The sequence below is a fragment of the Neorhizobium sp. S3-V5DH genome (assembly GCF_004343065.1).
GTDB lineage: Bacteria > Pseudomonadota > Alphaproteobacteria > Rhizobiales > Rhizobiaceae > Neorhizobium > Neorhizobium huautlense.
Genome location: NZ_SMCL01000002.1, coordinates 410,325 through 428,323, shown reverse-complemented (window position 1 = coordinate 428,323; position 17,999 = coordinate 410,325). Strand labels below are relative to the sequence as shown.

Below are 17,999 nucleotides of genomic sequence, written 5' to 3'. Positions count from 1 at the left end.
GAGAGGAGGAAGATCATGCCGCCTGAAGAACTGGATGCAACATTGACGGCTTTGCCGCTTCGGATCGGAGTCTACGTCCCCGACGACCTCATGGAGGACTGGTTCGCGCCGGGCACCGGCATGAAACCGGTAAGCGAGCAGGCGTTGAAGGCTGCCGAAGCGTATGGCAGGCGGTTCGAGTGCGAGTTCAAATATTATCCCGAGAGGATGGAAGGCGTCTTCTGGAAATGGGTACCGGCGCTTTGAGGCGCCTCAAATGTTTTCCTTCGTCTTTTCTTCCGGAAGTCCCTTGCCGCAGTCCATCCAGGGCAGGCGGCTTTCGATGCCGTAATGATAACCGGGAACGATCGTTTCCGGATTATCCAGCGTGCCCCCCGTCACCCGAAAGCGGCCATCATCATCATATTTCAGGAAAAGTGGGCTGCCGCAGTCCGGACAGAACCCTCGCTGCGCAATCGGTGAGGAGCGATAGACCGAAGGCGGCTCGCCGCGCCATTCAAGATCGCCTTCCTCGACACGCACGAGGAAGGCGAAGGGTCCGCCAGTGGCGCGGCGGCACATGGTACAATGACAGAAGCCGGCGGAGGAAGGAGGGATTCGAAAGCGGTAACGCCGCTTTCCGCAGAGGCATCCTCCGGTCCATTCGGTTTTTGTTGCCATATGCCGCTAACGGCGGAACGCACGAGTCGTTCCGCAGATTTCCGGCTCGGGCAAAAATAACGGGCCACGCCTCAATCTCAGGCGTTGTAGCGGTCGCGCAGCGCCTCGAACTTCTGAAGCTGCTCGATAATCAGTTCGCGGTTCTCGTCGCGGCGGACGAAAACCTTGAACATGGCCGAACCTTCCTGGTTCATGAACCACACCGAACACGAGCGGCGGCCATGGAAGGCTCGGTCGACGAAGGTCACCGAGGCGCAATTGTCCTTCTTGATATGACCGCCGATCGGGCTGTCGCCGTGAATGTTGAACCAGCCATGACCCTCGGAACCGACGGGTAGGCTGCCCTCCGCCTCCAATACGATATCGTCAGTATGGACGATAAAGAGGACTTCTCCCCAGCCGGTCATTTCGGACCAGATGTCGAGAAAGTGTTCCTTGGCCGCGATGACGGCGGCACCTTTCGGGAGGATCTCCAGGATTTCGGCCGGGGTAACCTCCGCGTTTGCCGCGATCGCCTCGACGACGCCATCGGGCTTTTCTGCAAGGGCGGCGAGGGCTCGTTCGCGACGGTCCGGCTTGATATCGGAAAGGGCGTTCATGCGCTGACCTCAGGCAGCATCGGCGCGAACGCCGTTGCGGTCTTCATGAATGATCACCTCGAAACCTTCGAAATGAGGTCCGGAGAGATATTCGACCTTGCCGCGATTCTCACCGGCCTTGGCGTGCGCTGCGCGGAACTGCTCCGATTTCGTCCAGGCCTGAAAATGCTCGAAGCTCTCCCAGACGGTGTGAGACGCATAGAGGGTGTGATCCTCGGCCTTTGGCCCTTTCAGCATGTGGAATTCGATGTAGCCCGGCAGTTCCGCCAGACGCCCCTGGCGCGTCCGCCAAATGGCTTCGAAAGCCTCTTCGTAACCCGGCACGACGCGGAAGCGGTTCATCGCGATATACATGGATCATCCCTCACAATAAGTTTCACTTTCGGCTCAAGATATCTGCGGCCGGCGCTCTTGAAAAGCCGAAAAAACTTGCGTAGTCAACTCAAGTTATTGCCGTGCGGCATGCGGGCAGAGGCGTATTGCGCCTCGGTTTGGGCAAGAAAGGGGCGGATATCATGGGGTCTTACTTCACTTCCGGCAGGCTGTTCGCAGCCGTTCTTTTAGCGGCGACTTGCGTCGCTGGTGCCACGATGGCAGCTGACAAGGGCAATCCCGAAGCCAGCCGCATCGTTTCGATCGGCGGTACCATCACGGAAATCCTTTACGCGCTTGGCGCAGAAGACCGCATCGTGGCACGGGATTCCACCAGTTTCTATCCCGACGCGGCAAACGCCAAGCCGGATGTCGGCTATATGCGGCAGCTTTCGGCGGAAGGGATTCTCGGCCAGAAGCCGGACCTGATCCTGATGGAAGAGGGGTCCGGGCCACCGCCGGTTCTGGAAATCCTGAAGGCCAGCGAGGTGTCGATGGTCGTGATTGCGACGCCGGCCAAGGCCGACAAGATCGGCCGGAAGATCCGCGATGTGGGCGCTGCCGTCGGACTTGCGGAAAAGGCTGAGACGCTTGCGGCGAAAACCGAGGCAGACCTCAAGGCGCTGGCAGCAGACGTTGCGAAAATCCCCGGTCCGAAAAAGAAGGTTCTCTTCGTGTTGTCGCTGTCCAACAACCGGGTGATGGCCGGTGGAGCAGATACGGAAGCCGGAGCTGTCATCGAGATGGCCGGCGGTATCAATGCCGCCCCGACGATTAACGGCTACAAGTCGCTCGCCGACGAGGCTGTGATCGGCGCTCAGCCGGACGTCATCCTCTCCATGTCGCGCGGCAATCATGAATTGACGCCGGAACAGGTCTTCGCCATTCCCTCCATGCAGACGACGCCCGCTGCCGCCAACAAGGCTCTGATCTCCATGGACGGCCTTCTTCTCCTGGGCTTCGGACCACGCACGCCCGAAGCAGTCCGCACGCTTGCCGCCCGGATCTATCCAGGAGCGATCAACTGATGGCGAAGGCGCTGGCGATGCCCTTTAGCGTGTCGCCCGATGGCGACCGGACAAGGCAGGCCGTTCTGGTCCTGATCCTGCTTGGGACGCTGCTCGTGGTCGCCTGCGCGATTTCGCTCGGGGTGGGGCCGACCGGCGTCGGCCTGCGGGATCTCTGGGTTTATGCGACCGGCAACGGGGACAGCCTCTCGACGCAGGACAGAGTGATCCTCGAAGCGGTTCGCCTGCCGCGTACGGCGCTTGGACTTCTGGTGGGGGCGGGGCTCGCCGTCTCCGGCGCCATGATGCAGGGGCTCTTCCGCAATCCTCTCGCCGATCCCGGTATCGTCGGCGTCACCTCTGGCGCGGGTCTCGCGGCTGTCGCGGCAATCGTGCTTGGCAATACGCTGCTGGCGCCGATCTCCATGCTCCTCGGAAACCAGTTCCTGCCGCTGATGGCCTTTTTCGGCGGGCTCTTCAACACCTGGATGCTCTATCTCATCGCCACCCGCGACGGCCGAACCTCCACGACGGCGCTGATCCTTTCCGGGATCGCGATCGGCGCGCTTTCTGCCGCCATCATGGGCCTCATGATCGTCATGGCCGACGACCGGCAGCTTCGCGACATCACCTTCTGGAGCCTTGGCTCGCTCGGCGGCGCCACCTTCGGGCGGGTATTTTCTATCCTCCCTTTTATCGCCGCCGTGCTGGTCATCATCCCCTTCGTGGCGCGCGGCTTGGATGCCCTTGTGCTTGGGGATGCAGCCGCCTTCCACATGGGCATCCCGGTGCAGCGGCTGAAACGGATCGTCATCGTGGCGGTTGCCGCAGCCTGCGGCTCGACCGTCGCTGTCGCCGGCTCGATCGGTTTCGTCGGCATCGTCGTGCCGCATCTCCTGCGGCTGACCATGGGGCCATCGCACCGTTTCCTGCTGCCGGGTTCGGCGATCGGCGGCGCAGCCTTGCTTCTGATTGCCGATAGTGTGGCGCGAACCGTTGCCGCACCGGCGGAATTGCCGATCGGCGTCATAACGGCGCTGTTCGGCGCACCGGTCTTTCTCTTGCTGCTGCTTGGCAGGAACGGCATCAACATGCGGGACATGCCATGATCTCCGCCGAACATATCACCGTCGCTCGGTCCGGCCGTAAGCTGCTCGACAATGTCGGAATCGATCTGGATCCGGGTCGGTTCACGGTCGTGATCGGGCCGAACGGTGCAGGCAAATCGACGCTGATGAGGGTGCTTTCCGGCGAGATGAGACCCGATACGGGTGTCGTCTCCTACTACGGGACGAGGTTGGATCTCTGCCAGCCGGGCGATCTTGCCAAACGCCGGGCCGTCCTGCCGCAGGCGACACAGCTTGCCTTCCCCTTCACCGCGCTGGAGATCGCCCGCATGGGGGCGGTTGCGCAGGGCGCGCTCAACCCGACGGAACAGGCCCGCCAGGCGCTTTCTCGGGTAGGATTGCGGGGTTTCGAAAACCGGCCCTATCCCTCGCTGTCGGGCGGAGAGCAGCAGCGCGTCCAGTTTGCCCGCGCTCTCGCCCAGGTGCCGCAGCCGGTCGCCGATGGCGTGCCGCGTGCGCTCTTTCTCGACGAGCCGACCGCCAGCCTCGATCTCGGCCATCAGATTTCCGTATTGGAAACCGCCCGCGATTTCGCGGCCGCGGGCGGCATCGTGCTCGCCATCCTGCACGACCTCAACCTCGCGGCCGAATTCGCCGACCATCTGGTGGTCCTGAACCACGGCCGAGTTGTCGCGGAAGGACCTTGCCCGGAAACGGTGAGTGACGGGCTCATTGCGAGTGTCTACGGGATTGTCGGCGCTGTTGGACGTCTGCCTGCTGCCGATATTCCCTACGTCCTCCCGCAATCGCGGCATCGCTGACTTACGCGTTCGGCCGGGTGACCACGAAGATCGCCGGCGCGATCATCAGTGCTGCGACGAAAGCCGCCCGAGACAGGGGCGGCGAGGTGCCGAACCAGAAGATCGCGTAGCTGGCGCTCATCATCACCACGGCGGCGATCTTGGCCTTTGTTGGAATGGCGCCCCTTTCCCGCCAGTCTCTAAGAGACGGCCCGAATTTCGGATGGTCGAGCATCCATGCCTCAAGCCGCGGCGACGAGCGGGCGAAACAGGCGACGGCAAGCAGCAGGAAGGGCGTCGTGGGCAGCACCGGCAGGAATGCGCCAACGATGCCGAGCGCCACGAACAGCCAACCGAGACTGAGAAAGAGAAAACGCATGAAGAGCCTTTAAAAATCCTGAGTAGGATAGATAAGTTCAAAGCGCGCGTCATCCAATATCGAAGCTCGGGTTCACCCTTCCCATTTGGGCAGCGCCGGTTATAGTGCCGCCGACTTCAACAACCGAGAGGGACATGATGTCGAAGAAGAAGGTGCTCGTCGTCGGTGGAGCCGGCTATATCGGTTCGCATACGTGTCTGGTGCTGGCGGAGAAGGGGTATGAACCCGTAGTCTTCGATAATCTGTCAAATGGCCATGCGGAATTCGTCCGCTGGGGCGAATTGGAACAGGGCGATATTCGTGATCGCGCCCGGCTCGATGAGGTCTTCGCCAAGCACAAACCGGATGCGGTCCTGCATTTTGCGGCGCTGATCGAGGTGGGCGAATCGGTCAAGAATCCCGTCGGGTTCTACGACAACAACGTCATCGGCGCATTGACCCTGATGTCTGCCGCCATGGATGCCGGTGTGAAGGCCTTCGTCTTCTCTTCCACCTGCGCCACCTATGGTCTGCCGGACCGCGTGCCGATGGACGAGACGCATAAGCAGGCTCCGATCAACCCCTATGGCCGCACCAAATTCATCATCGAGCAGGCGCTCAAGGATTATGGTCAGTACAAGGGCTTGAAGTCGGTGATGTTGCGCTATTTCAACGCCGCCGGCGCCGATTTCGAAGGCCGGATCGGCGAGTGGCACACGCCGGAAACGCATGCCATACCGCTGGCGATCGAGGCGGCGCTCGGCCGCCGCCAGGGCTTCAAGGTCTTCGGGGATGATTACGATACCCGCGACGGTACCTGTGTACGCGACTATATCCACGTGCTCGATCTGGCGGACGCGCATGTGCGGGCGGTGGATTATTTGCTGGCCGGCGGCGAGACCGTGGAGCTGAACCTCGGCACGGGCACCGGAACGACCGTCAAGGAGCTGCTGGCAGCGATCTCCGAGGTTTCCGGCAAGCCCTTCCCGGTGGAATATGTCGGACGCCGCGAAGGCGATTCCACGTCCTTGGTCGCCAATAACGACAAGGCGCGGGCGGTGCTCGGCTGGGAACCGAAATTCAGCCTGAACGACATCATCCGCTCCGCCTGGGACTGGCATTCGCGCTCGAACCATCTGGTCATTTGAGGACGGATATGGCGGAGGGCGAGGTCAGGATCGAGGAAAGCTGGAAACGGGTACTCGGCCCGGAGTTCTCCAATCCGTACATGAGCGAACTGAGGCGGTTTCTCCTCGCCGAGAAGGAGGCCGGCAAGCGCATCTTCCCGAAAGGCGGCGAGTATTTCCGCGCGCTGGATCTGACGCCCCTCGACAAGGTGAAAGTCGTCATTCTCGGCCAGGATCCCTATCACGGCTTTGGTCAGGCGCACGGGCTGTGCTTCAGCGTCCGCCCCGGCGTTCGCATTCCCCCTTCGCTCGTTAATATCTACAAGGAAATCCAGGCGGATCTCGGCATTCCTCCGGTCAATCACGGCTTTCTCGAGCACTGGGCTAACCAGGGCGTGCTGCTGTTGAACAGCGTGCTGACGGTGGAAGAGGGCAGGGCGGCCGCACATCAAGGCCGAGGCTGGGAACGTTTTACCGATGCTGTCATCCGCGCCGTCAACGAGGAGTGCGATGGCGCGGTCTTCATGCTCTGGGGCTCCTATGCGCAGAAAAAGGCCGCCTTTGTGGATACGAGGAAACATCTCGTTCTGAAGGCTCCCCATCCGTCGCCGCTCTCGGCCCATAACGGCTTTTTCGGCTGCCGGCATTTTTCGAAGGCCAATGATTTCCTCACGTCGCGCGGCAAGGAGCCGATCGACTGGCAGTTGCCATCACCGCCTTCTGTGAACAATTGATCATCTTCCGTCTACGGATGGTGAACAATGCGTTCTGACACGTTCATCTATCCAATCCCCGTTCGATGAACCAAATATTGCCCCAGAACAACGGATCGCCGAGGCGGTCCAGAAAGGGGTTTACAATGCTCGACCAGATCAAGGGCCTCCATCACGTCACGTCGATGGCTGCGAGCGCCAGCACCAACAACAAGTTCTTCACCGACACGCTCGGCCTGCGCCGGGTCAAGAAGACCGTCAATTTCGACGCGCCTGACGTCTACCATCTCTATTACGGCGACGAGGTCGGCACGCCCGGCTCTGTCATGACATACTTCCCGTTCCCGCATATCGCCCGCGGTCGTCCCGGCACCGGCGAAGTGGGCACCACGCTCTTCTCCGTTCCGGAAGGCTCGTTCGGTTACTGGACCGATCGGCTGACAAAGGCCGGCGCCGAAGGGATCAAGACGGACAATGCCTTTGGCGACAACCGGCTGCATTTCGCCGGTCCCGATGGTGACGGGTTCGCGCTGGTCGAAGTCAGGGACGACCCGCGTGCTCCCTGGACCGGCAACGGCGTCGGCGAGGCTGAGGCCATCCGCGGCTTCCATTCGGCTTCGATGCGTCTGCATGACGAAGGTGCGACCGCCGAGCTCCTGAAGTTCATGGGGTACGAACAGGTTGATGCCAGGGACGGCGTGACCCGCTTCGGAATGCCGGGCGGCAACGGTGCCGATTTCATCGATGTCGAAACCATGCCGAACATCAGCGGTGCGCGGCTTGGTGCCGGTTCGGTTCATCACATCGCCTTTGCGGTTGAGAACCGCGAAAGGCAGCTCGAGGTCCGTAAAGCACTGATGGATACCGGCTATCAGGTCACCCCGGTCATCGACCGCGACTACTTCTGGGCGATCTATTTCCGCACCCCGGGTGGCGTGTTGTTCGAAATCGCCACCAATGAGCCGGGCTTCGACCGCGACGAGGACACCGCACATCTCGGCGAAGCGCTGAAGCTGCCTGCGCAGCATGCGCATCTGAGAAGCGCACTCGAACAGCACCTGGAACCGCTGGCTTAGTGGGTTCAGGATCAGGAGATTGAAATGAGTTACGACAGCTATGTGCACCGGGCGAGGCCCGGTGCCCCGGGATCACCGATCCTGTTCGTCTTTCATGGCACCGGTGGCGACGAAAACCAGTTCTTCGATTTCGGCGGAAGGCTGCTTCCCAACGCCACGGTCATCTCGCCGCGCGGTGATATTTCCGAACACGGCGCGGCGCGCTTCTTCCGGCGCAAGGCGGAAGGCGTCTATGATTGCGAGGATCTTGCCCGGGCGACCGAGCGGATGAGCGAATTCGTGGTTGCCAACCGCGACCGATACGAGTCATCCACCGTTCTGGGGCTCGGATTTTCGAATGGCGCGAATATCCTCGCAAATATCATGATCGAAAAACCCGGCCTCTTCGATGCCGGCGTTCTGATGCATCCGCTGATCCCGTTCCAGCCAAAGGACCGGAAGATCAAGGAGACGGCGCATGTGCTGATCACCGCCGGCCAGAACGACCCGATCTGCCCGGTGCCGCAAGGCGTCGAGCTTGCCGATTATTTCAAGCGGCAGGGGGACAAGGTGACACTCGAATGGCATGTCGGCGGCCATGAGATTCGGCCGAACGAGATCGAAGCTGCCAAGAAGTTCTTCGCTCCCTACGGAGCCTGAACGCCAAAAAAGATTGCCCGGTTTGCTGCCTGCGAGGGCGCAAACCGGGTCTTCGTATTGCGTTACCTCTACTGGCGACCCTTGGCCTTGCCGAACACAAATTTCAGCCCCGGCTTTGCCTCGCCGATTTCTTCTTCGCCGCCCTCGGCATTTTCCCTGAAATACCGGGCGATTGCCTGCGCGTGCCACTGCATCAGTTCGTAGCAATAGGTCACTTCGCGCTCGCTCGGCGACCAATAGGCGTTTGGTTCGCCGCATTCGGCTGCCGTCAGCTTGATGCCGTCGTCAAGCTTGTAGAGGCCGGAGACCAGTTCCTGCAGGATCTCGAGAACCTGAGCCTCCTTCACCAGGTCCGCGTAGTCCTTGAGGTCGTTGTTCTTCGCGGGCTGGTAGGTGATCGTGAACTTGCTCTTCTGGTCGCCGGTCTGCAGATGCGGCTTCAGCACACCGAACCAGCTTGCATGGGCCTTCTGGTATTCACCCACGCATTCCTGCCGACGGCCGGCCGGCAGTTCGAGATCGTCTGCGGATTCGGTGAATTTCTCGGCATCCTTGCCGACCATCAGGCAGACCATATTGAAAGCGCGTTGGCGGTCGAGACCGTGCGCGTCCCAGAGAATTTGCTCATGTTCCGCCGCTTCGCTCGCTTCGGCAGACAATGTCCATCCGTCGACGGAATCGATGAGAGCTGTCTCGAAGACGTCTGCATCCGCCTCCAGAAGCAGGAGGGTGGAGAGCGTATCCACCGCATCCTCCTCGCGGCCAAGGACCGGCAGGTCGAATTCGGAGACCAGCATGTGACCGGCCTCGTGGAAGAGGAAGAACAGCGCGTTGCCGAAGGCGAACTCGACCGTATCGCCGATCTGTTCCTCCGTCAGGCCCTTGAGGTCGTCCTCCAGGGTTTCTGCACCCACATTCGGTGCCGACAGAGCGAGTAGCCCTGCCAAGGCAATTTGAAGAAGACTGCGTCGCATAGGCCCTCGTGACATCGCTGAAAACTGTCTTGATCTGTAACAGGCGCAGTTTAAATCTCAATGAATTCGTATTGTTGCCGAAGTATTAGCGGTATGACGAGAAGTATCGGAGACGCTTCAAGCCCGCTTGATAGGGTTCGGAAGATCCGGGAAATGCCGATGTCGCTCTGCGGCCTTGCGGGGCAAAAATTCATCGCCGATAGTGCTCTTCCATATCCGCCCCGATCCGGAGAGCTTCCATGAGCAACCATCTGAAATTCTTCATCAACGGAATCTGGATAACTCCGGATATTCCCGTCGCGCTCGATGTCGTCGATCCGTCGACGGAAGAGGCCTATACTCAGGTCGCTTTAGGCTCGAAGGCCGATGTGGACAAGGCGGTTGCGGCGGCCAAGGCGGCATTTCCTGCTTTTTCGCAATGGTCCAAGGCGGAGCGGCTGGCGCTCCTGAAACGCATCCTGGCCGAGTATGAAAAGCGATACGAAGACATCGCGCGAGCGGTCTCCCAGGAGATGGGGGCTCCGCTCGCCTTTGCCCGTGATGCGCAGGCCGCGGCCGGCAAAGGGCATCTCGCCGCCACGATCGAGGCGCTCGAAAACTACGAGTTCACCGAGGCGCGCGGCTCAACGATGATCGTCAAGGAGCCGATCGGCGTCTGCGCGCTGATCACACCGTGGAACTGGCCGCTCAACCAGATCGCCTGCAAGGTCGGCCCGGCGATCGCCGCCGGCTGCACCATGGTGCTGAAGCCTTCCGAGATCGCGCCGATCAGCGGCATCATCTTTGCGGAAGTTATGGAGGCGGCGGGCACGCCGAAGGGCGTCTTCAACCTCGTCAACGGAACCGGGCCCGATGTCGGCCAGGTTATGGCCGGCCATCCTGATGTCGATATGGTTTCCTTCACCGGCTCGACGCGGGCCGGCATCATCGTCGCCAAGACTGCGGCCGACACCGTGAAGCGCGTGGCCCAGGAACTCGGCGGCAAGTCGCCCAATATCATCCTTCCCGATGCCGAGTTTGAGAAAGCCGTTGCAGATGGCGTTACAGCCTGTTTCGGCAATTCCGGCCAGTCCTGCGATGCTCCGACGCGGATGCTGGTGCCGGCAAAGCGCCATGACGAAGCTCTGGATATCGCGAAGGCCGCAGCCGAAAAGCTGAAGACCGGCGATCCGCGTGGGGATGGTATCGATCTCGGCCCGGTGGTCAGCCAGACGCAATACGACAAGATCCAGCGGTTGATCGAGGCTGGCATCAAAGAAGGTGCAACGCTGGTCACCGGCGGACCGGGCCGGCCGGAGGGCCTCAACCGAGGCTATTATATCCGCCCGACCGTGTTTGGCCATGTCACCAACGACATGACGATCGCGCGAGAAGAAATCTTCGGGCCGGTCCTTTCTATCCTCTCCTATGAAGACGAAGAGCAGGCGGTGGAGATCGCCAACGACACGCCTTACGGGCTGGCGGCCTATGTGCAGTCCGGAGATATCGGCAATGCCCGCAAGGTGGCCGCGCGGCTGCGGGCCGGTTCGGTGTTCATCAATTATCCGGACTGGGACCTGTTCGCGCCCTTCGGCGGCTACAAGCAGTCCGGCAATGGCCGCGAATATGCCGATTGGGGCATCCACGACTTCCTCGAGATCAAGGGCATCGTCGGCTACGGCGCGTGAAACCGGCGACCACTGGCCTCAGGGATCAGATATGCGGTTCGGAATAGGCGGTGCAGGCTCCAACATCCCTCCAGGTCGGAATCCTGCCGTCCCGTTTGGCTTTTCTGTCCGACAGCGCGAGGAAGATATCCAGCCGACGGTCGCGCAGGCCCGGAACCAGCGCGGTCGCCGAGAGAGGAAGAGGCGCGAACGGATTGCCGCGATGATAGGCATGCAACTCCACCCGAACCGTATGCCGATGGCTGACAGCCCGTGAATGGAATGCGTAGGTATCGGCCACCACGAGGGTGTTTGCGGAAACCACGACCTTGCGTGGGGTAAAATCGCCAAGCGTCGACAATTCTTCGGGCGTGATGCGGAACGATCCTTCGGCATGGTGTGTGCGTCCGTCCGCGCTCGCCACAAGGCTCTGCCGGTATTCCCATTCCAGCCGCTTTTCGGTCAGCCTGTGGCTACCGGGGACGAAGACGAAGGGGCCGTCGTCCGGTCCGACATCATCGAGAAAAAGCCAAGCCTTGGAACTTGAATGGAAGGTATCGGCATGCAGGGCGGTCTGGGGATCGGCTTCCTGGATTGCGGGTTCTGCAATCACGGTCTGGATGAAATACACGGGATCGCCGCCGATACCTCCGACATAGCGGATGAGGCCTGCAATCGAGGGATCATTGCTGAACCGCGCCAGATCCGGCAGTTTTCCCAGCGCATTCCGGTTGATCGGGGTCATCCGCGTGACGGTCTGCCCCTGGCGCATCTCGCGAGCCGGCAGAGGCTCATTTTTGAGGTAGTCGCGTATCCGCTGGAACACGTCTGCCGGCAGGGCATTCTCGCGGATCACAAAGCCGTCCCTCTGGAATGCTTCCCGTTCTGCGGCACTTACCGAGACGCCGAGCAGTCGCCGGCGATAGGCGGCCATCCCGGCGGCAAGACGCACGCGTTCCCGATGGAGGCCCATTTCGTTGAAACGCGGATTGCCGATCACAGGGTTTTTGCGGAAGGATTTTTCGCTTCCGAAGACTCGGAAGGCGTAGCCCGGATAACGCCACCATTGGTCGATAGCTCGCGGCATGGATGGATCCCCCTTTCCATATCCGGAGGATAGGGAGAAACCGTCCCGAGGCAAGAGGGCGCGGTTGGTGACAATCGGAATCATCGGATATCCACGCCTTGAACACAGGCCCGAATGCCGGTCTACTGCTGTCGATTCCAGATATGCCTGAAAGAGAAAGAGGTTGTTGCCATGAAGCGCGTTTTCAACCCACCGGCCGTCCGCAGGCCTTTCGGCGCTTATAATCACGGCCTGCTGGTGCCGCCCGGTGCCAGCCTGCTCGTCACCTCCGGCCAGCTCGGAATATCACCGGAGGATAGGATCCCGCCTGATGTCACGCGGCAGGCGGAGCTTTGTTTCCAGGCGATCGGCGCGATCCTGGAGGAGGCGGGCATGACCTATGCGGATGTGATCCGCATCTCGGGCTTCGTCACCAGCCGCGAGGATTTTCCCGCTTACATGGCGGTGCGCGACCGCTACACGCTCGACCCCAAGCCGGTCTCGACGCTTCTCATCGTCGGCGGATTTACACGCGCGGAATTCCTCGTCGAGGTGGAAGTCACGGCCGCGAAGGTGTTTTAGTAGCCGCAGCGCCTCAGTTGCGCTTCATACTTGGCGGCCATGCCGGCGGACTTCTGCGCTGCCTGCCGGGTTCCTGACGAGAACTGGCCGCGCTCGTATCCCGCCTGGCCGGAATAATAGGCGAGGTAGAGGTTGTAGCTGTCGTTCAACGGGATGCCGTTCTTCACATGGCTCTGGTTGTGGTACCAGCCGACAAAATGGATGGCGTCGCCGAAGTCGGAGCGGCTGGCGCTCCAGCGGCCGGTGTCCTTCTTGTAAGTGAGCCAGGTGCCATCCAATGCCTGGGCGTAGCCATATGCCGTGGACTGACGCTTCCAGGGAATGAAGCCGAGCAGTTTGGTACGCGGCGGGCGGGCATTAGCCCTGAAGCCGGATTCCACATAGATCGTCGCCATCAGGATCGGCACGGGGACGCCGAACTCGCGTTCGGCCTTTTTGGCATCGCGGGCCCAATTGTTGAAGAACCCGTCGCGCTGTTCAAAAACCGCGCAGGCATCGGTAACCCGGCTCGGCGCGGAGGCGCAGGCGGTCAGGGACAGGGCCATGAGGGCGATGAAAAACGCAATACGCATCGCTTAATCACTCGGTTCTGAGAGATTAATAACCGGTAAAATTTAAAGAAAAGTTTAGTGAGCCGCTGCGGGCATCGGAACCGACCGGGTGGCGAGCCAGTTGCGGGCGATGACCCCGAACACCGCGGCCGCCGCGATCCCGCCGATTCCAAGCCCGACCGCGGGTGCAATCAGGCCCAGCAGACCGAAAACGAGGAGCGCATAACGCGCCGCGCCGTTGCAGGCAAAGCGGTCACGCACGAACCAGAGGCTTGCGAAATATATCGCGACCGGAATCCCCACCGCGTAATCGCCGACGATAAGCGGAACCTCGGCATGGTGGGTGATGACGTCGACCAGCACGGCAAAGCCAGCACCCACTGCTGCACCGGAGGTGAAAATGAAGAAATGCCCATAACCCCATTGCAGCGCGCGACTCAGCCTGTGGCTGCCGAGGTGTTCCTGCCGGGCGAAATAGGCCCACCAGAGCGCAAAGACGATAACCAGTGCCGAAAGCGCGGTGTGCACCAGCATCAGATTGAACTCGCCTGTGAACTGGCGGAGCGCGATGGAGCCGGCAAGCAGGGTTTCGCCGAGCACGATGATGTTCAGGAGCCCGTAACGTTCCATGATGTGATGGCGGTGCCAGGGCGTGTTCTTGGTCAGCGGTTCAGCAATGGCGGGAACCGCGAGTTCTAGCAGGGCGCCGAGGGCCCAGAGGGCGTATCCGAACCCGGTCGACAACAGCTGTGTCCCGAGGAAGATCAGCCAGTAGATCTGCACGAGGAAGATTCCCACGGCATAAGCGACATTGGTCCTGCGGTGGGCGGGATCATGGTAGGCAGCGCGCAGCCAGAGCACCACCATGGCGAGACGCATGACGATGTAGCCGAAAACCACCATGGTCAGATCCGGTACTGCGGTAAACAGGAACTGGATGCCGGCCGCCATGGTCAGTGATCCGCCCATCAGGATCATCGTCAAGAGCCGGTAGACGACATCGTCGTTGTCGTAGGCGGACGAGAACCAGGTGAAGTTCATCCAGGCCCACCAAATGCAAAAGAACGCGATCAGGTAGATGACGATACCCTGGCCTGCGTGGTTTTCCGAAATTGCATGGTGCAGCCCCGCGGCGGCGGATGCAATCGCGATGACCGACACCAGATCGAAAAGCAGTTCCAGCGGCGTCGCAGCGCGATGATGTTCGTCGGGATCGCGCGGGAGAAGAGGGCGCAGGATGCGATCTTTCAAGGAATACATGTTGCTCATCTTGCCCCTCCAGCCGAAAAATCCGATCCCCCGTTTTCTGAAGGCAGATCCATCCGATGGCAAGCATGAACCTCGCGACGCTTCATGGGTCTCCGACACACGCTAATCCATTCGGTACCCCCCTCTCTCTTCGTCTGTCTGCGTCAAACGGTCGCTTCGTGCTATGGCTGGCATTTGATAATAGCTAGTTTGCCAGCAGCGCTCATCGGGGGAGAGGGTGCATGACGAGACGCAGCTTTTCGTTTCCAGCCGCCGACATTCGAGCGCGTGCGCTCGGAGAAGTCCATTCGCGTCCCTATACTCTCGTCTCGCTTCCGCGGGTGATCTTCCAGCTCGCCTTCCTGACGGAAGCGAACTTTGAAGCCGATCGGGCGATCCTGGCGGATATGTCGCTGGGGCAGGGGGTGGCGCCACCGGCCGCAGACACCAGCCATCACACGATGAACTGGGGCAACGGCACGCTGCGCTGGGAAAAACATACCGAATTTTCCACCTATTTCTGGGACGCGCCGGCCCCTGTCCTGTTCGGCGGAGACGTTCCGGTCAACCCGTTTGGCGCCAGCTTCAAGGCCCCAGGTCCGTTCATTTCCGGTGTCCGGATCGAGATTCGGCCGGCGAACGAAGACCTCAGCCAGGTGATCGCCAGTTTCGATCCGACCAGCCTCTGTCGAAGCATCGTCGCCGATGGCCAGGCAACCGTCGTGACCGATTTCCGTCAAGACGGCGACGGGCTTACCAAATTTCTCATCCTTGACAACGGAATGACCGACGGCGGTCGTGGCGCCCTGGTCCAGCGCATTCTCGACATCGAGACCTATCGGACATTGGCTATGATGGGATTGCCCCTTGCGCTGACCCTGTCGCCCGAGATCCGCCGGATCGAAACCGGCCTTACGGCCGTGACGCAACGCATGAAGCAGCATGCCCGGCAGGAGGCCGACGCGATGCTTGCGGAGATCACCCGGCTGGCGGCCGAGCTTGAAGCCAATGCGGCGCTCAGCCTCTACCGGTTCGGCGCGAGCCGGGCTTATTACAATATCGTTCTCGAACGCGTCGCGATGCTGGCTGAAAAGCCGGTGTCGGGCAACGAGTCGCTCGGTTCGTTCCTTCAGAGGCGGCTCGCCCCGGCGATGCGGACCTGCCAGTCGGTCGAAGAGCGGCAGGCGAACCTTTCGCGCAAGCTGGCGCGGGCGACCGCGCTTCTCAGAAGCTGGATCGACGTCGATCTGCAGAAGTTCAATACCAAGCTTCTGGATTCCATGAACCAGCGCGCCCATCTGCAGCTTCGCCTGCAGCAGACCGTCGAAGGCCTCTCGGTTGCCGCCATTTCCTATTACGTGATCGGGCTTGTGGGCTATCTCGCGAAGTTTGCCCACAATATCGGGGTCCATATCGCCCCGGAAACGCTGACCGGCGCTGCGGTTCCGATCGTAGTGATCGCGGTCTGGCTGCTGGTCAGGCGTATCCGCAAAAGCCACAAGGACGACCACGTCCAGCCGAACCCCTAAAACCGCTCCATCTCCCGCTTCACCTTGGCAAGGAATGCGGCTCGGGTTTCCGGCGTGCAATTGTTCATGTCGTAGTGAGCAAGGAACATCACCCTGCGAGCCGGATTGGTGGTGACCCGGAGCACGCGCGTAGCAATCTTTTTTGGCGGATTGCCGGCCATGAAGGCCCGCCAACGGGTGGCGCCGTAGGTCAATACCACGCCGACCTTGCGAATATTGGTGAGCTTGCGGGTGAGCACGCCGTCCGCCAGATCGAAGGTTACGCCCGGCAGCCAGACGCGGTCGAAATAACCCTTCAGAATGGCAGGCCAGCCGAAGTTCCAGATCGGGGTGACGATCACCAGCGCTTCGGCAGCCTGCAGCCTCTCCACATAGGAACGGACCGGCTCGATATTGTCCGGCACGTCGTGATAGCCGATCCGCTCTTCGCGCGAGAGGACCGGATTGAAGTTTTCGGCATAGAGATTGCAGTCATCCACATCGTGGCCAGCCCTCTGGAGGCTTTCGCGGGTTGCGGCATGCAGGGCAGCGCCGTAGCTCGATTCGACCGGATGCGAGTGAAGAAGCAGAACCTTCATCAGCCCCCCGCGACGGCAAGGCCGGGGAAGAGGTAGTTCTTGCCCGCCGAAAAATCGAAGTCCGGATTCTCCCAGGCGATCATCTTTCCGGGGTTGAGCAGGCCCTTCGGATCGGTCTCTTTTTTGAAGGCGAGCTGCACCACGTCCGTCTGCTTCATGCCGCCTTCTTCCAGCGTATAGCGGTGCGGGTTAAAGATCGGGCAGCCATTGTCCTGATGTATCTTGATGATCTCCTCCAGACGCTTCCTGGTCGTATAGCGCACCAGCGGCAGGCCGGAGCACTGCATGCGACCGTCGAACTTGATGAATTCCAGGTGGCCCGGCACTTCATCACCGAAAATCTTCACCATTTTCTCGACCTTGGCAACATGGTCGGGTCCCGGATACTGGACCTGCAGATAGGTGAAGTTCGGATCGACCTTCAGCGCGCGGAGCGTCGTATGGTTCCAGGCAAGCTCATAGGCATGCGGGATGCCCTTCATGCTTTCCACCCTGTCGGAACGGAAGAGGATTTCGCCCTTCTGGCGTTCGGTAAAGGCAGTGAAGGCATCCATGGAATGCGGCGCCACCATCAGCACGCAGATCGACTGGCCGCGATGGCGGATGAAAGGCTTGTGGCGCGGGAAGAAGTCGTAGGGGATCGGCGCGGCGATCGGCGCGATTTCCTTGACGAGGATGCCGTTCTTATGGGCGATTTGATCGCCGAAGCGCACGGCATCCATGAAGTCGTCGTATCCGACCAGCACGTCGACCCAATCATAAGCCGGTGCGAGCGGCATCTCCACCTCGACGATGATGCCGTTGGTGCCGTAGGCATGGGTCACCTTCTGCAGGTCCCATGCGGTGAGGTCGAGCACGCGCGGCTCGGCTTCCATGGTGACGACGCGCAGGCGCAGGATATTGCCGAGGTCGCGCAGGCCGCCCCAGTGGATCGAGCCGACACCGCCCGAACCGCCGGCGATGAAGCCGCCGATCGTCGCCGTCTGGGCAGTCGAGGGGTGGAAGCGCAGTTCCTGACCGGAATGGGCCTTGGTCTGGCGGTCGAGTTCGGCGATCACGATGCCGGGTTCGGCAATGACGCGGCCGGGATGAATCTCCTTGATCTTGTTCATGTTGATGAGGTTCAGCACAATACCGCCGGAGAGCGGCATGGCCTGTCCGTAATTGCCGGTGCCGGCGCCGCGCGGGGTGATCGGCACGCCGTGCGCGAAAGCGACTTTTAGAACCTGAATGACCTCTTCCTCGGTCTTCGGCGAGACGACGAGATCGGCGGTGACGGTGTCGAGTTCCTCTTTCAGGATTGGGGAATACCAGTAGAAATCGCGGCTCTTCTGGCGCACCAGCGCCGGATTGTCCTCCACCGCAATGCCTTCGAGCTCTTTCTTGATCTGTGCGTAATCTGCCATC

At 60.9% G+C, this 17,999-nt stretch carries 21 protein-coding genes; 11 read left to right on the top strand and 10 right to left on the bottom strand.

Features of this window, described 5'->3' with window-relative positions; genetic code table 11:
• The first annotated feature begins 15 nt into the window (after positions 1-15).
• Entirely contained in the window at positions 16-246 is a 231-nt protein-coding gene (locus EDE09_RS05605) for a hypothetical protein (protein WP_105373036.1), read from the top strand.
• A gap of 6 nt (positions 247-252) precedes the next feature.
• On the opposite strand, the gene EDE09_RS05600 is transcribed toward EDE09_RS05605, so the two are convergent.
• The 3 genes from EDE09_RS05600 to EDE09_RS05590 form a co-directional block, all read right to left on the bottom strand.
• Complete coding sequence (locus EDE09_RS05600; RefSeq protein WP_105373035.1) at positions 253-660, bottom strand: GFA family protein; 408 nt, start codon at positions 658-660, stop codon at positions 253-255.
• Positions 661-737: 77 nt separating this feature from the next.
• Positions 738-1,259: a heme utilization cystosolic carrier protein HutX gene (hutX, locus tag EDE09_RS05595; protein ID WP_105373034.1), complete on the bottom strand. Its 522-nt coding sequence runs from the start codon at positions 1,257-1,259 to the stop codon at positions 738-740.
• Between the two features lie 9 nt (positions 1,260-1,268).
• Positions 1,269-1,613, bottom strand: a complete 345-nt coding sequence (locus EDE09_RS05590) for an antibiotic biosynthesis monooxygenase (RefSeq protein ID WP_105373033.1) — start codon at positions 1,611-1,613, stop codon at positions 1,269-1,271.
• 236 nt (positions 1,614-1,849) lie between these two features.
• Between EDE09_RS05590 and EDE09_RS05585 the strand changes: the two genes are divergently transcribed.
• Genes EDE09_RS05585 through EDE09_RS05575 form a run of 3 tightly spaced genes read left to right on the top strand, consistent with a single transcriptional unit; the run spans position 1,850 to position 4,526 of the window.
• The gene (locus tag EDE09_RS05585; protein WP_245422928.1) at positions 1,850-2,659 is read left to right on the top strand and encodes an ABC transporter substrate-binding protein; all 810 of its coding nucleotides are present in this window, start codon (positions 1,850-1,852) and stop codon (positions 2,657-2,659) included.
• Positions 2,659-3,747, top strand: a complete 1,089-nt coding sequence (locus tag EDE09_RS05580; RefSeq protein WP_105373032.1) for an iron ABC transporter permease — start codon at positions 2,659-2,661, stop codon at positions 3,745-3,747. Before EDE09_RS05585 ends, EDE09_RS05580 begins: the two co-directional genes overlap by 1 nt.
• Positions 3,744-4,526, top strand: a complete 783-nt coding sequence (locus tag EDE09_RS05575) for a heme ABC transporter ATP-binding protein (protein ID WP_105373031.1) — start codon at positions 3,744-3,746, stop codon at positions 4,524-4,526. The genes EDE09_RS05580 and EDE09_RS05575 overlap by 4 nt, the downstream gene beginning before the upstream one ends.
• 1 nt (position 4,527) lies before the next feature.
• On the opposite strand, the gene EDE09_RS05570 is transcribed toward EDE09_RS05575, so the two are convergent.
• The gene (locus tag EDE09_RS05570) at positions 4,528-4,884 is read right to left on the bottom strand and encodes a YbaN family protein (protein ID WP_105373030.1); all 357 of its coding nucleotides are present in this window, start codon (positions 4,882-4,884) and stop codon (positions 4,528-4,530) included.
• Positions 4,885-5,021: 137 nt separating this feature from the next.
• On the opposite strand from EDE09_RS05570, the gene galE reads away from it, so the two are divergent.
• The 4 genes from galE to EDE09_RS05550 all read left to right on the top strand — a co-directional run bounded on the left by galE (position 5,022) and on the right by EDE09_RS05550 (position 8,418).
• Entirely contained in the window at positions 5,022-6,011 is a 990-nt protein-coding gene (gene galE / locus EDE09_RS05565; protein ID WP_105373074.1) for a UDP-glucose 4-epimerase GalE, read from the top strand.
• 8 nt (positions 6,012-6,019) lie between these two features.
• Positions 6,020-6,724, top strand: coding sequence for a uracil-DNA glycosylase (gene ung / locus EDE09_RS05560; RefSeq protein ID WP_132409291.1), 705 nt, complete (start codon positions 6,020-6,022; stop codon positions 6,722-6,724).
• Positions 6,725-6,849: 125 nt separating this feature from the next.
• A complete protein-coding gene (locus EDE09_RS05555) occupies positions 6,850-7,779 on the top strand; it encodes a VOC family protein (RefSeq protein ID WP_105373028.1) in 930 nt (309 codons plus the stop codon).
• 24 nt (positions 7,780-7,803) lie between these two features.
• On the top strand, positions 7,804-8,418 hold the full coding sequence (locus EDE09_RS05550; RefSeq protein ID WP_105373027.1) for an alpha/beta hydrolase: 615 nt from the start codon (positions 7,804-7,806) through the stop codon (positions 8,416-8,418).
• 68 nt (positions 8,419-8,486) lie between these two features.
• On the opposite strand, the gene EDE09_RS05545 is transcribed toward EDE09_RS05550, so the two are convergent.
• Entirely contained in the window at positions 8,487-9,392 is a 906-nt protein-coding gene (locus EDE09_RS05545) for a DUF4344 domain-containing metallopeptidase (RefSeq protein ID WP_165924116.1), read from the bottom strand.
• A gap of 239 nt (positions 9,393-9,631) precedes the next feature.
• Between EDE09_RS05545 and EDE09_RS05540 the strand changes: the two genes are divergently transcribed.
• Positions 9,632-11,059 carry an aldehyde dehydrogenase family protein gene (locus EDE09_RS05540; RefSeq protein WP_105373025.1) on the top strand — a complete coding sequence of 476 codons (1,428 nt, stop codon included), beginning with the start codon at positions 9,632-9,634 and terminating at the stop codon, positions 11,057-11,059.
• A gap of 25 nt (positions 11,060-11,084) precedes the next feature.
• Here the strand turns inward: EDE09_RS05540 and EDE09_RS05535 are convergent, their stop codons facing one another.
• Positions 11,085-12,125 carry a phytanoyl-CoA dioxygenase family protein gene (locus EDE09_RS05535; RefSeq protein ID WP_165924115.1) on the bottom strand — a complete coding sequence of 347 codons (1,041 nt, stop codon included), beginning with the start codon at positions 12,123-12,125 and terminating at the stop codon, positions 11,085-11,087.
• Positions 12,126-12,296: 171 nt separating this feature from the next.
• Between EDE09_RS05535 and EDE09_RS05530 the strand changes: the two genes are divergently transcribed.
• Positions 12,297-12,686 (top strand): RidA family protein, encoded by a 390-nt coding sequence (locus EDE09_RS05530; protein ID WP_105373023.1) that lies wholly within the window; start codon positions 12,297-12,299, stop codon positions 12,684-12,686.
• Here EDE09_RS05530 and EDE09_RS05525 read toward each other — a convergent pair.
• A complete protein-coding gene (locus EDE09_RS05525) occupies positions 12,683-13,231 on the bottom strand; it encodes a hypothetical protein (RefSeq protein WP_245422931.1) in 549 nt (182 codons plus the stop codon). The two genes, EDE09_RS05530 and EDE09_RS05525, sit on opposite strands and share 4 nt — an antisense overlap.
• Before the next feature lie 81 nt (positions 13,232-13,312).
• A complete protein-coding gene (locus EDE09_RS05520) occupies positions 13,313-14,506 on the bottom strand; it encodes a low temperature requirement protein A (protein WP_105373021.1) in 1,194 nt (397 codons plus the stop codon).
• A 221-nt stretch (positions 14,507-14,727) separates the two neighbouring features.
• Here EDE09_RS05520 and EDE09_RS05515 point away from each other — a divergent pair, with 221 nt between their 5' ends.
• Positions 14,728-16,014 (top strand): DUF3422 family protein, encoded by a 1,287-nt coding sequence (locus EDE09_RS05515; RefSeq protein ID WP_105373020.1) that lies wholly within the window; start codon positions 14,728-14,730, stop codon positions 16,012-16,014.
• Here EDE09_RS05515 and EDE09_RS05510 read toward each other — a convergent pair.
• Together EDE09_RS05510 and EDE09_RS05505 are read right to left on the bottom strand one after the other, a co-directional pair.
• Positions 16,011-16,592, bottom strand: coding sequence for an NAD(P)H-dependent oxidoreductase (locus EDE09_RS05510; RefSeq protein ID WP_105373019.1), 582 nt, complete (start codon positions 16,590-16,592; stop codon positions 16,011-16,013). The genes EDE09_RS05515 and EDE09_RS05510 overlap by 4 nt on opposite strands.
• Positions 16,592-17,998, bottom strand: a complete 1,407-nt coding sequence (locus EDE09_RS05505) for an FAD-binding oxidoreductase (RefSeq protein ID WP_105373018.1) — start codon at positions 17,996-17,998, stop codon at positions 16,592-16,594. The genes EDE09_RS05510 and EDE09_RS05505 overlap by 1 nt, the downstream gene beginning before the upstream one ends.
• Position 17,999 lies beyond the last annotated feature (1 nt).

What these genes read in the sequence shown, in the direction of transcription:
- EDE09_RS05605 (WP_105373036.1), top strand. Translation starts at nt 16, where the DNA reads ATGCCGCCTGAAGAACTGGATGCAACATTGACGGCTTTGCCGCTTCGG.
- EDE09_RS05600 (WP_105373035.1), bottom strand. Translation starts at nt 660, where the DNA reads ATGGCAACAAAAACCGAATGGACCGGAGGATGCCTCTGCGGAAAGCGG.
- hutX (WP_105373034.1), bottom strand. Translation starts at nt 1,259, where the DNA reads ATGAACGCCCTTTCCGATATCAAGCCGGACCGTCGCGAACGAGCCCTC.
- EDE09_RS05590 (WP_105373033.1), bottom strand. Translation starts at nt 1,613, where the DNA reads ATGTATATCGCGATGAACCGCTTCCGCGTCGTGCCGGGTTACGAAGAG.
- EDE09_RS05585 (WP_245422928.1), top strand. Translation starts at nt 1,850, where the DNA reads ATGGCAGCTGACAAGGGCAATCCCGAAGCCAGCCGCATCGTTTCGATC.
- EDE09_RS05580 (WP_105373032.1), top strand. Translation starts at nt 2,659, where the DNA reads ATGGCGAAGGCGCTGGCGATGCCCTTTAGCGTGTCGCCCGATGGCGAC.
- EDE09_RS05575 (WP_105373031.1), top strand. Translation starts at nt 3,744, where the DNA reads ATGATCTCCGCCGAACATATCACCGTCGCTCGGTCCGGCCGTAAGCTG.
- EDE09_RS05570 (WP_105373030.1), bottom strand. Translation starts at nt 4,884, where the DNA reads ATGCGTTTTCTCTTTCTCAGTCTCGGTTGGCTGTTCGTGGCGCTCGGC.
- galE (WP_105373074.1), top strand. Translation starts at nt 5,022, where the DNA reads ATGTCGAAGAAGAAGGTGCTCGTCGTCGGTGGAGCCGGCTATATCGGT.
- ung (WP_132409291.1), top strand. Translation starts at nt 6,020, where the DNA reads ATGGCGGAGGGCGAGGTCAGGATCGAGGAAAGCTGGAAACGGGTACTC.
- EDE09_RS05555 (WP_105373028.1), top strand. Translation starts at nt 6,850, where the DNA reads ATGCTCGACCAGATCAAGGGCCTCCATCACGTCACGTCGATGGCTGCG.
- EDE09_RS05550 (WP_105373027.1), top strand. Translation starts at nt 7,804, where the DNA reads ATGAGTTACGACAGCTATGTGCACCGGGCGAGGCCCGGTGCCCCGGGA.
- EDE09_RS05545 (WP_165924116.1), bottom strand. Translation starts at nt 9,392, where the DNA reads ATGCGACGCAGTCTTCTTCAAATTGCCTTGGCAGGGCTACTCGCTCTG.
- EDE09_RS05540 (WP_105373025.1), top strand. Translation starts at nt 9,632, where the DNA reads ATGAGCAACCATCTGAAATTCTTCATCAACGGAATCTGGATAACTCCG.
- EDE09_RS05535 (WP_165924115.1), bottom strand. Translation starts at nt 12,125, where the DNA reads ATGCCGCGAGCTATCGACCAATGGTGGCGTTATCCGGGCTACGCCTTC.
- EDE09_RS05530 (WP_105373023.1), top strand. Translation starts at nt 12,297, where the DNA reads ATGAAGCGCGTTTTCAACCCACCGGCCGTCCGCAGGCCTTTCGGCGCT.
- EDE09_RS05525 (WP_245422931.1), bottom strand. Translation starts at nt 13,231, where the DNA reads ATGGCCCTGTCCCTGACCGCCTGCGCCTCCGCGCCGAGCCGGGTTACC.
- EDE09_RS05520 (WP_105373021.1), bottom strand. Translation starts at nt 14,506, where the DNA reads ATGAGCAACATGTATTCCTTGAAAGATCGCATCCTGCGCCCTCTTCTC.
- EDE09_RS05515 (WP_105373020.1), top strand. Translation starts at nt 14,728, where the DNA reads ATGACGAGACGCAGCTTTTCGTTTCCAGCCGCCGACATTCGAGCGCGT.
- EDE09_RS05510 (WP_105373019.1), bottom strand. Translation starts at nt 16,592, where the DNA reads ATGAAGGTTCTGCTTCTTCACTCGCATCCGGTCGAATCGAGCTACGGC.
- EDE09_RS05505 (WP_105373018.1), bottom strand. Translation starts at nt 17,998, where the DNA reads ATGGCAGATTACGCACAGATCAAGAAAGAGCTCGAAGGCATTGCGGTG.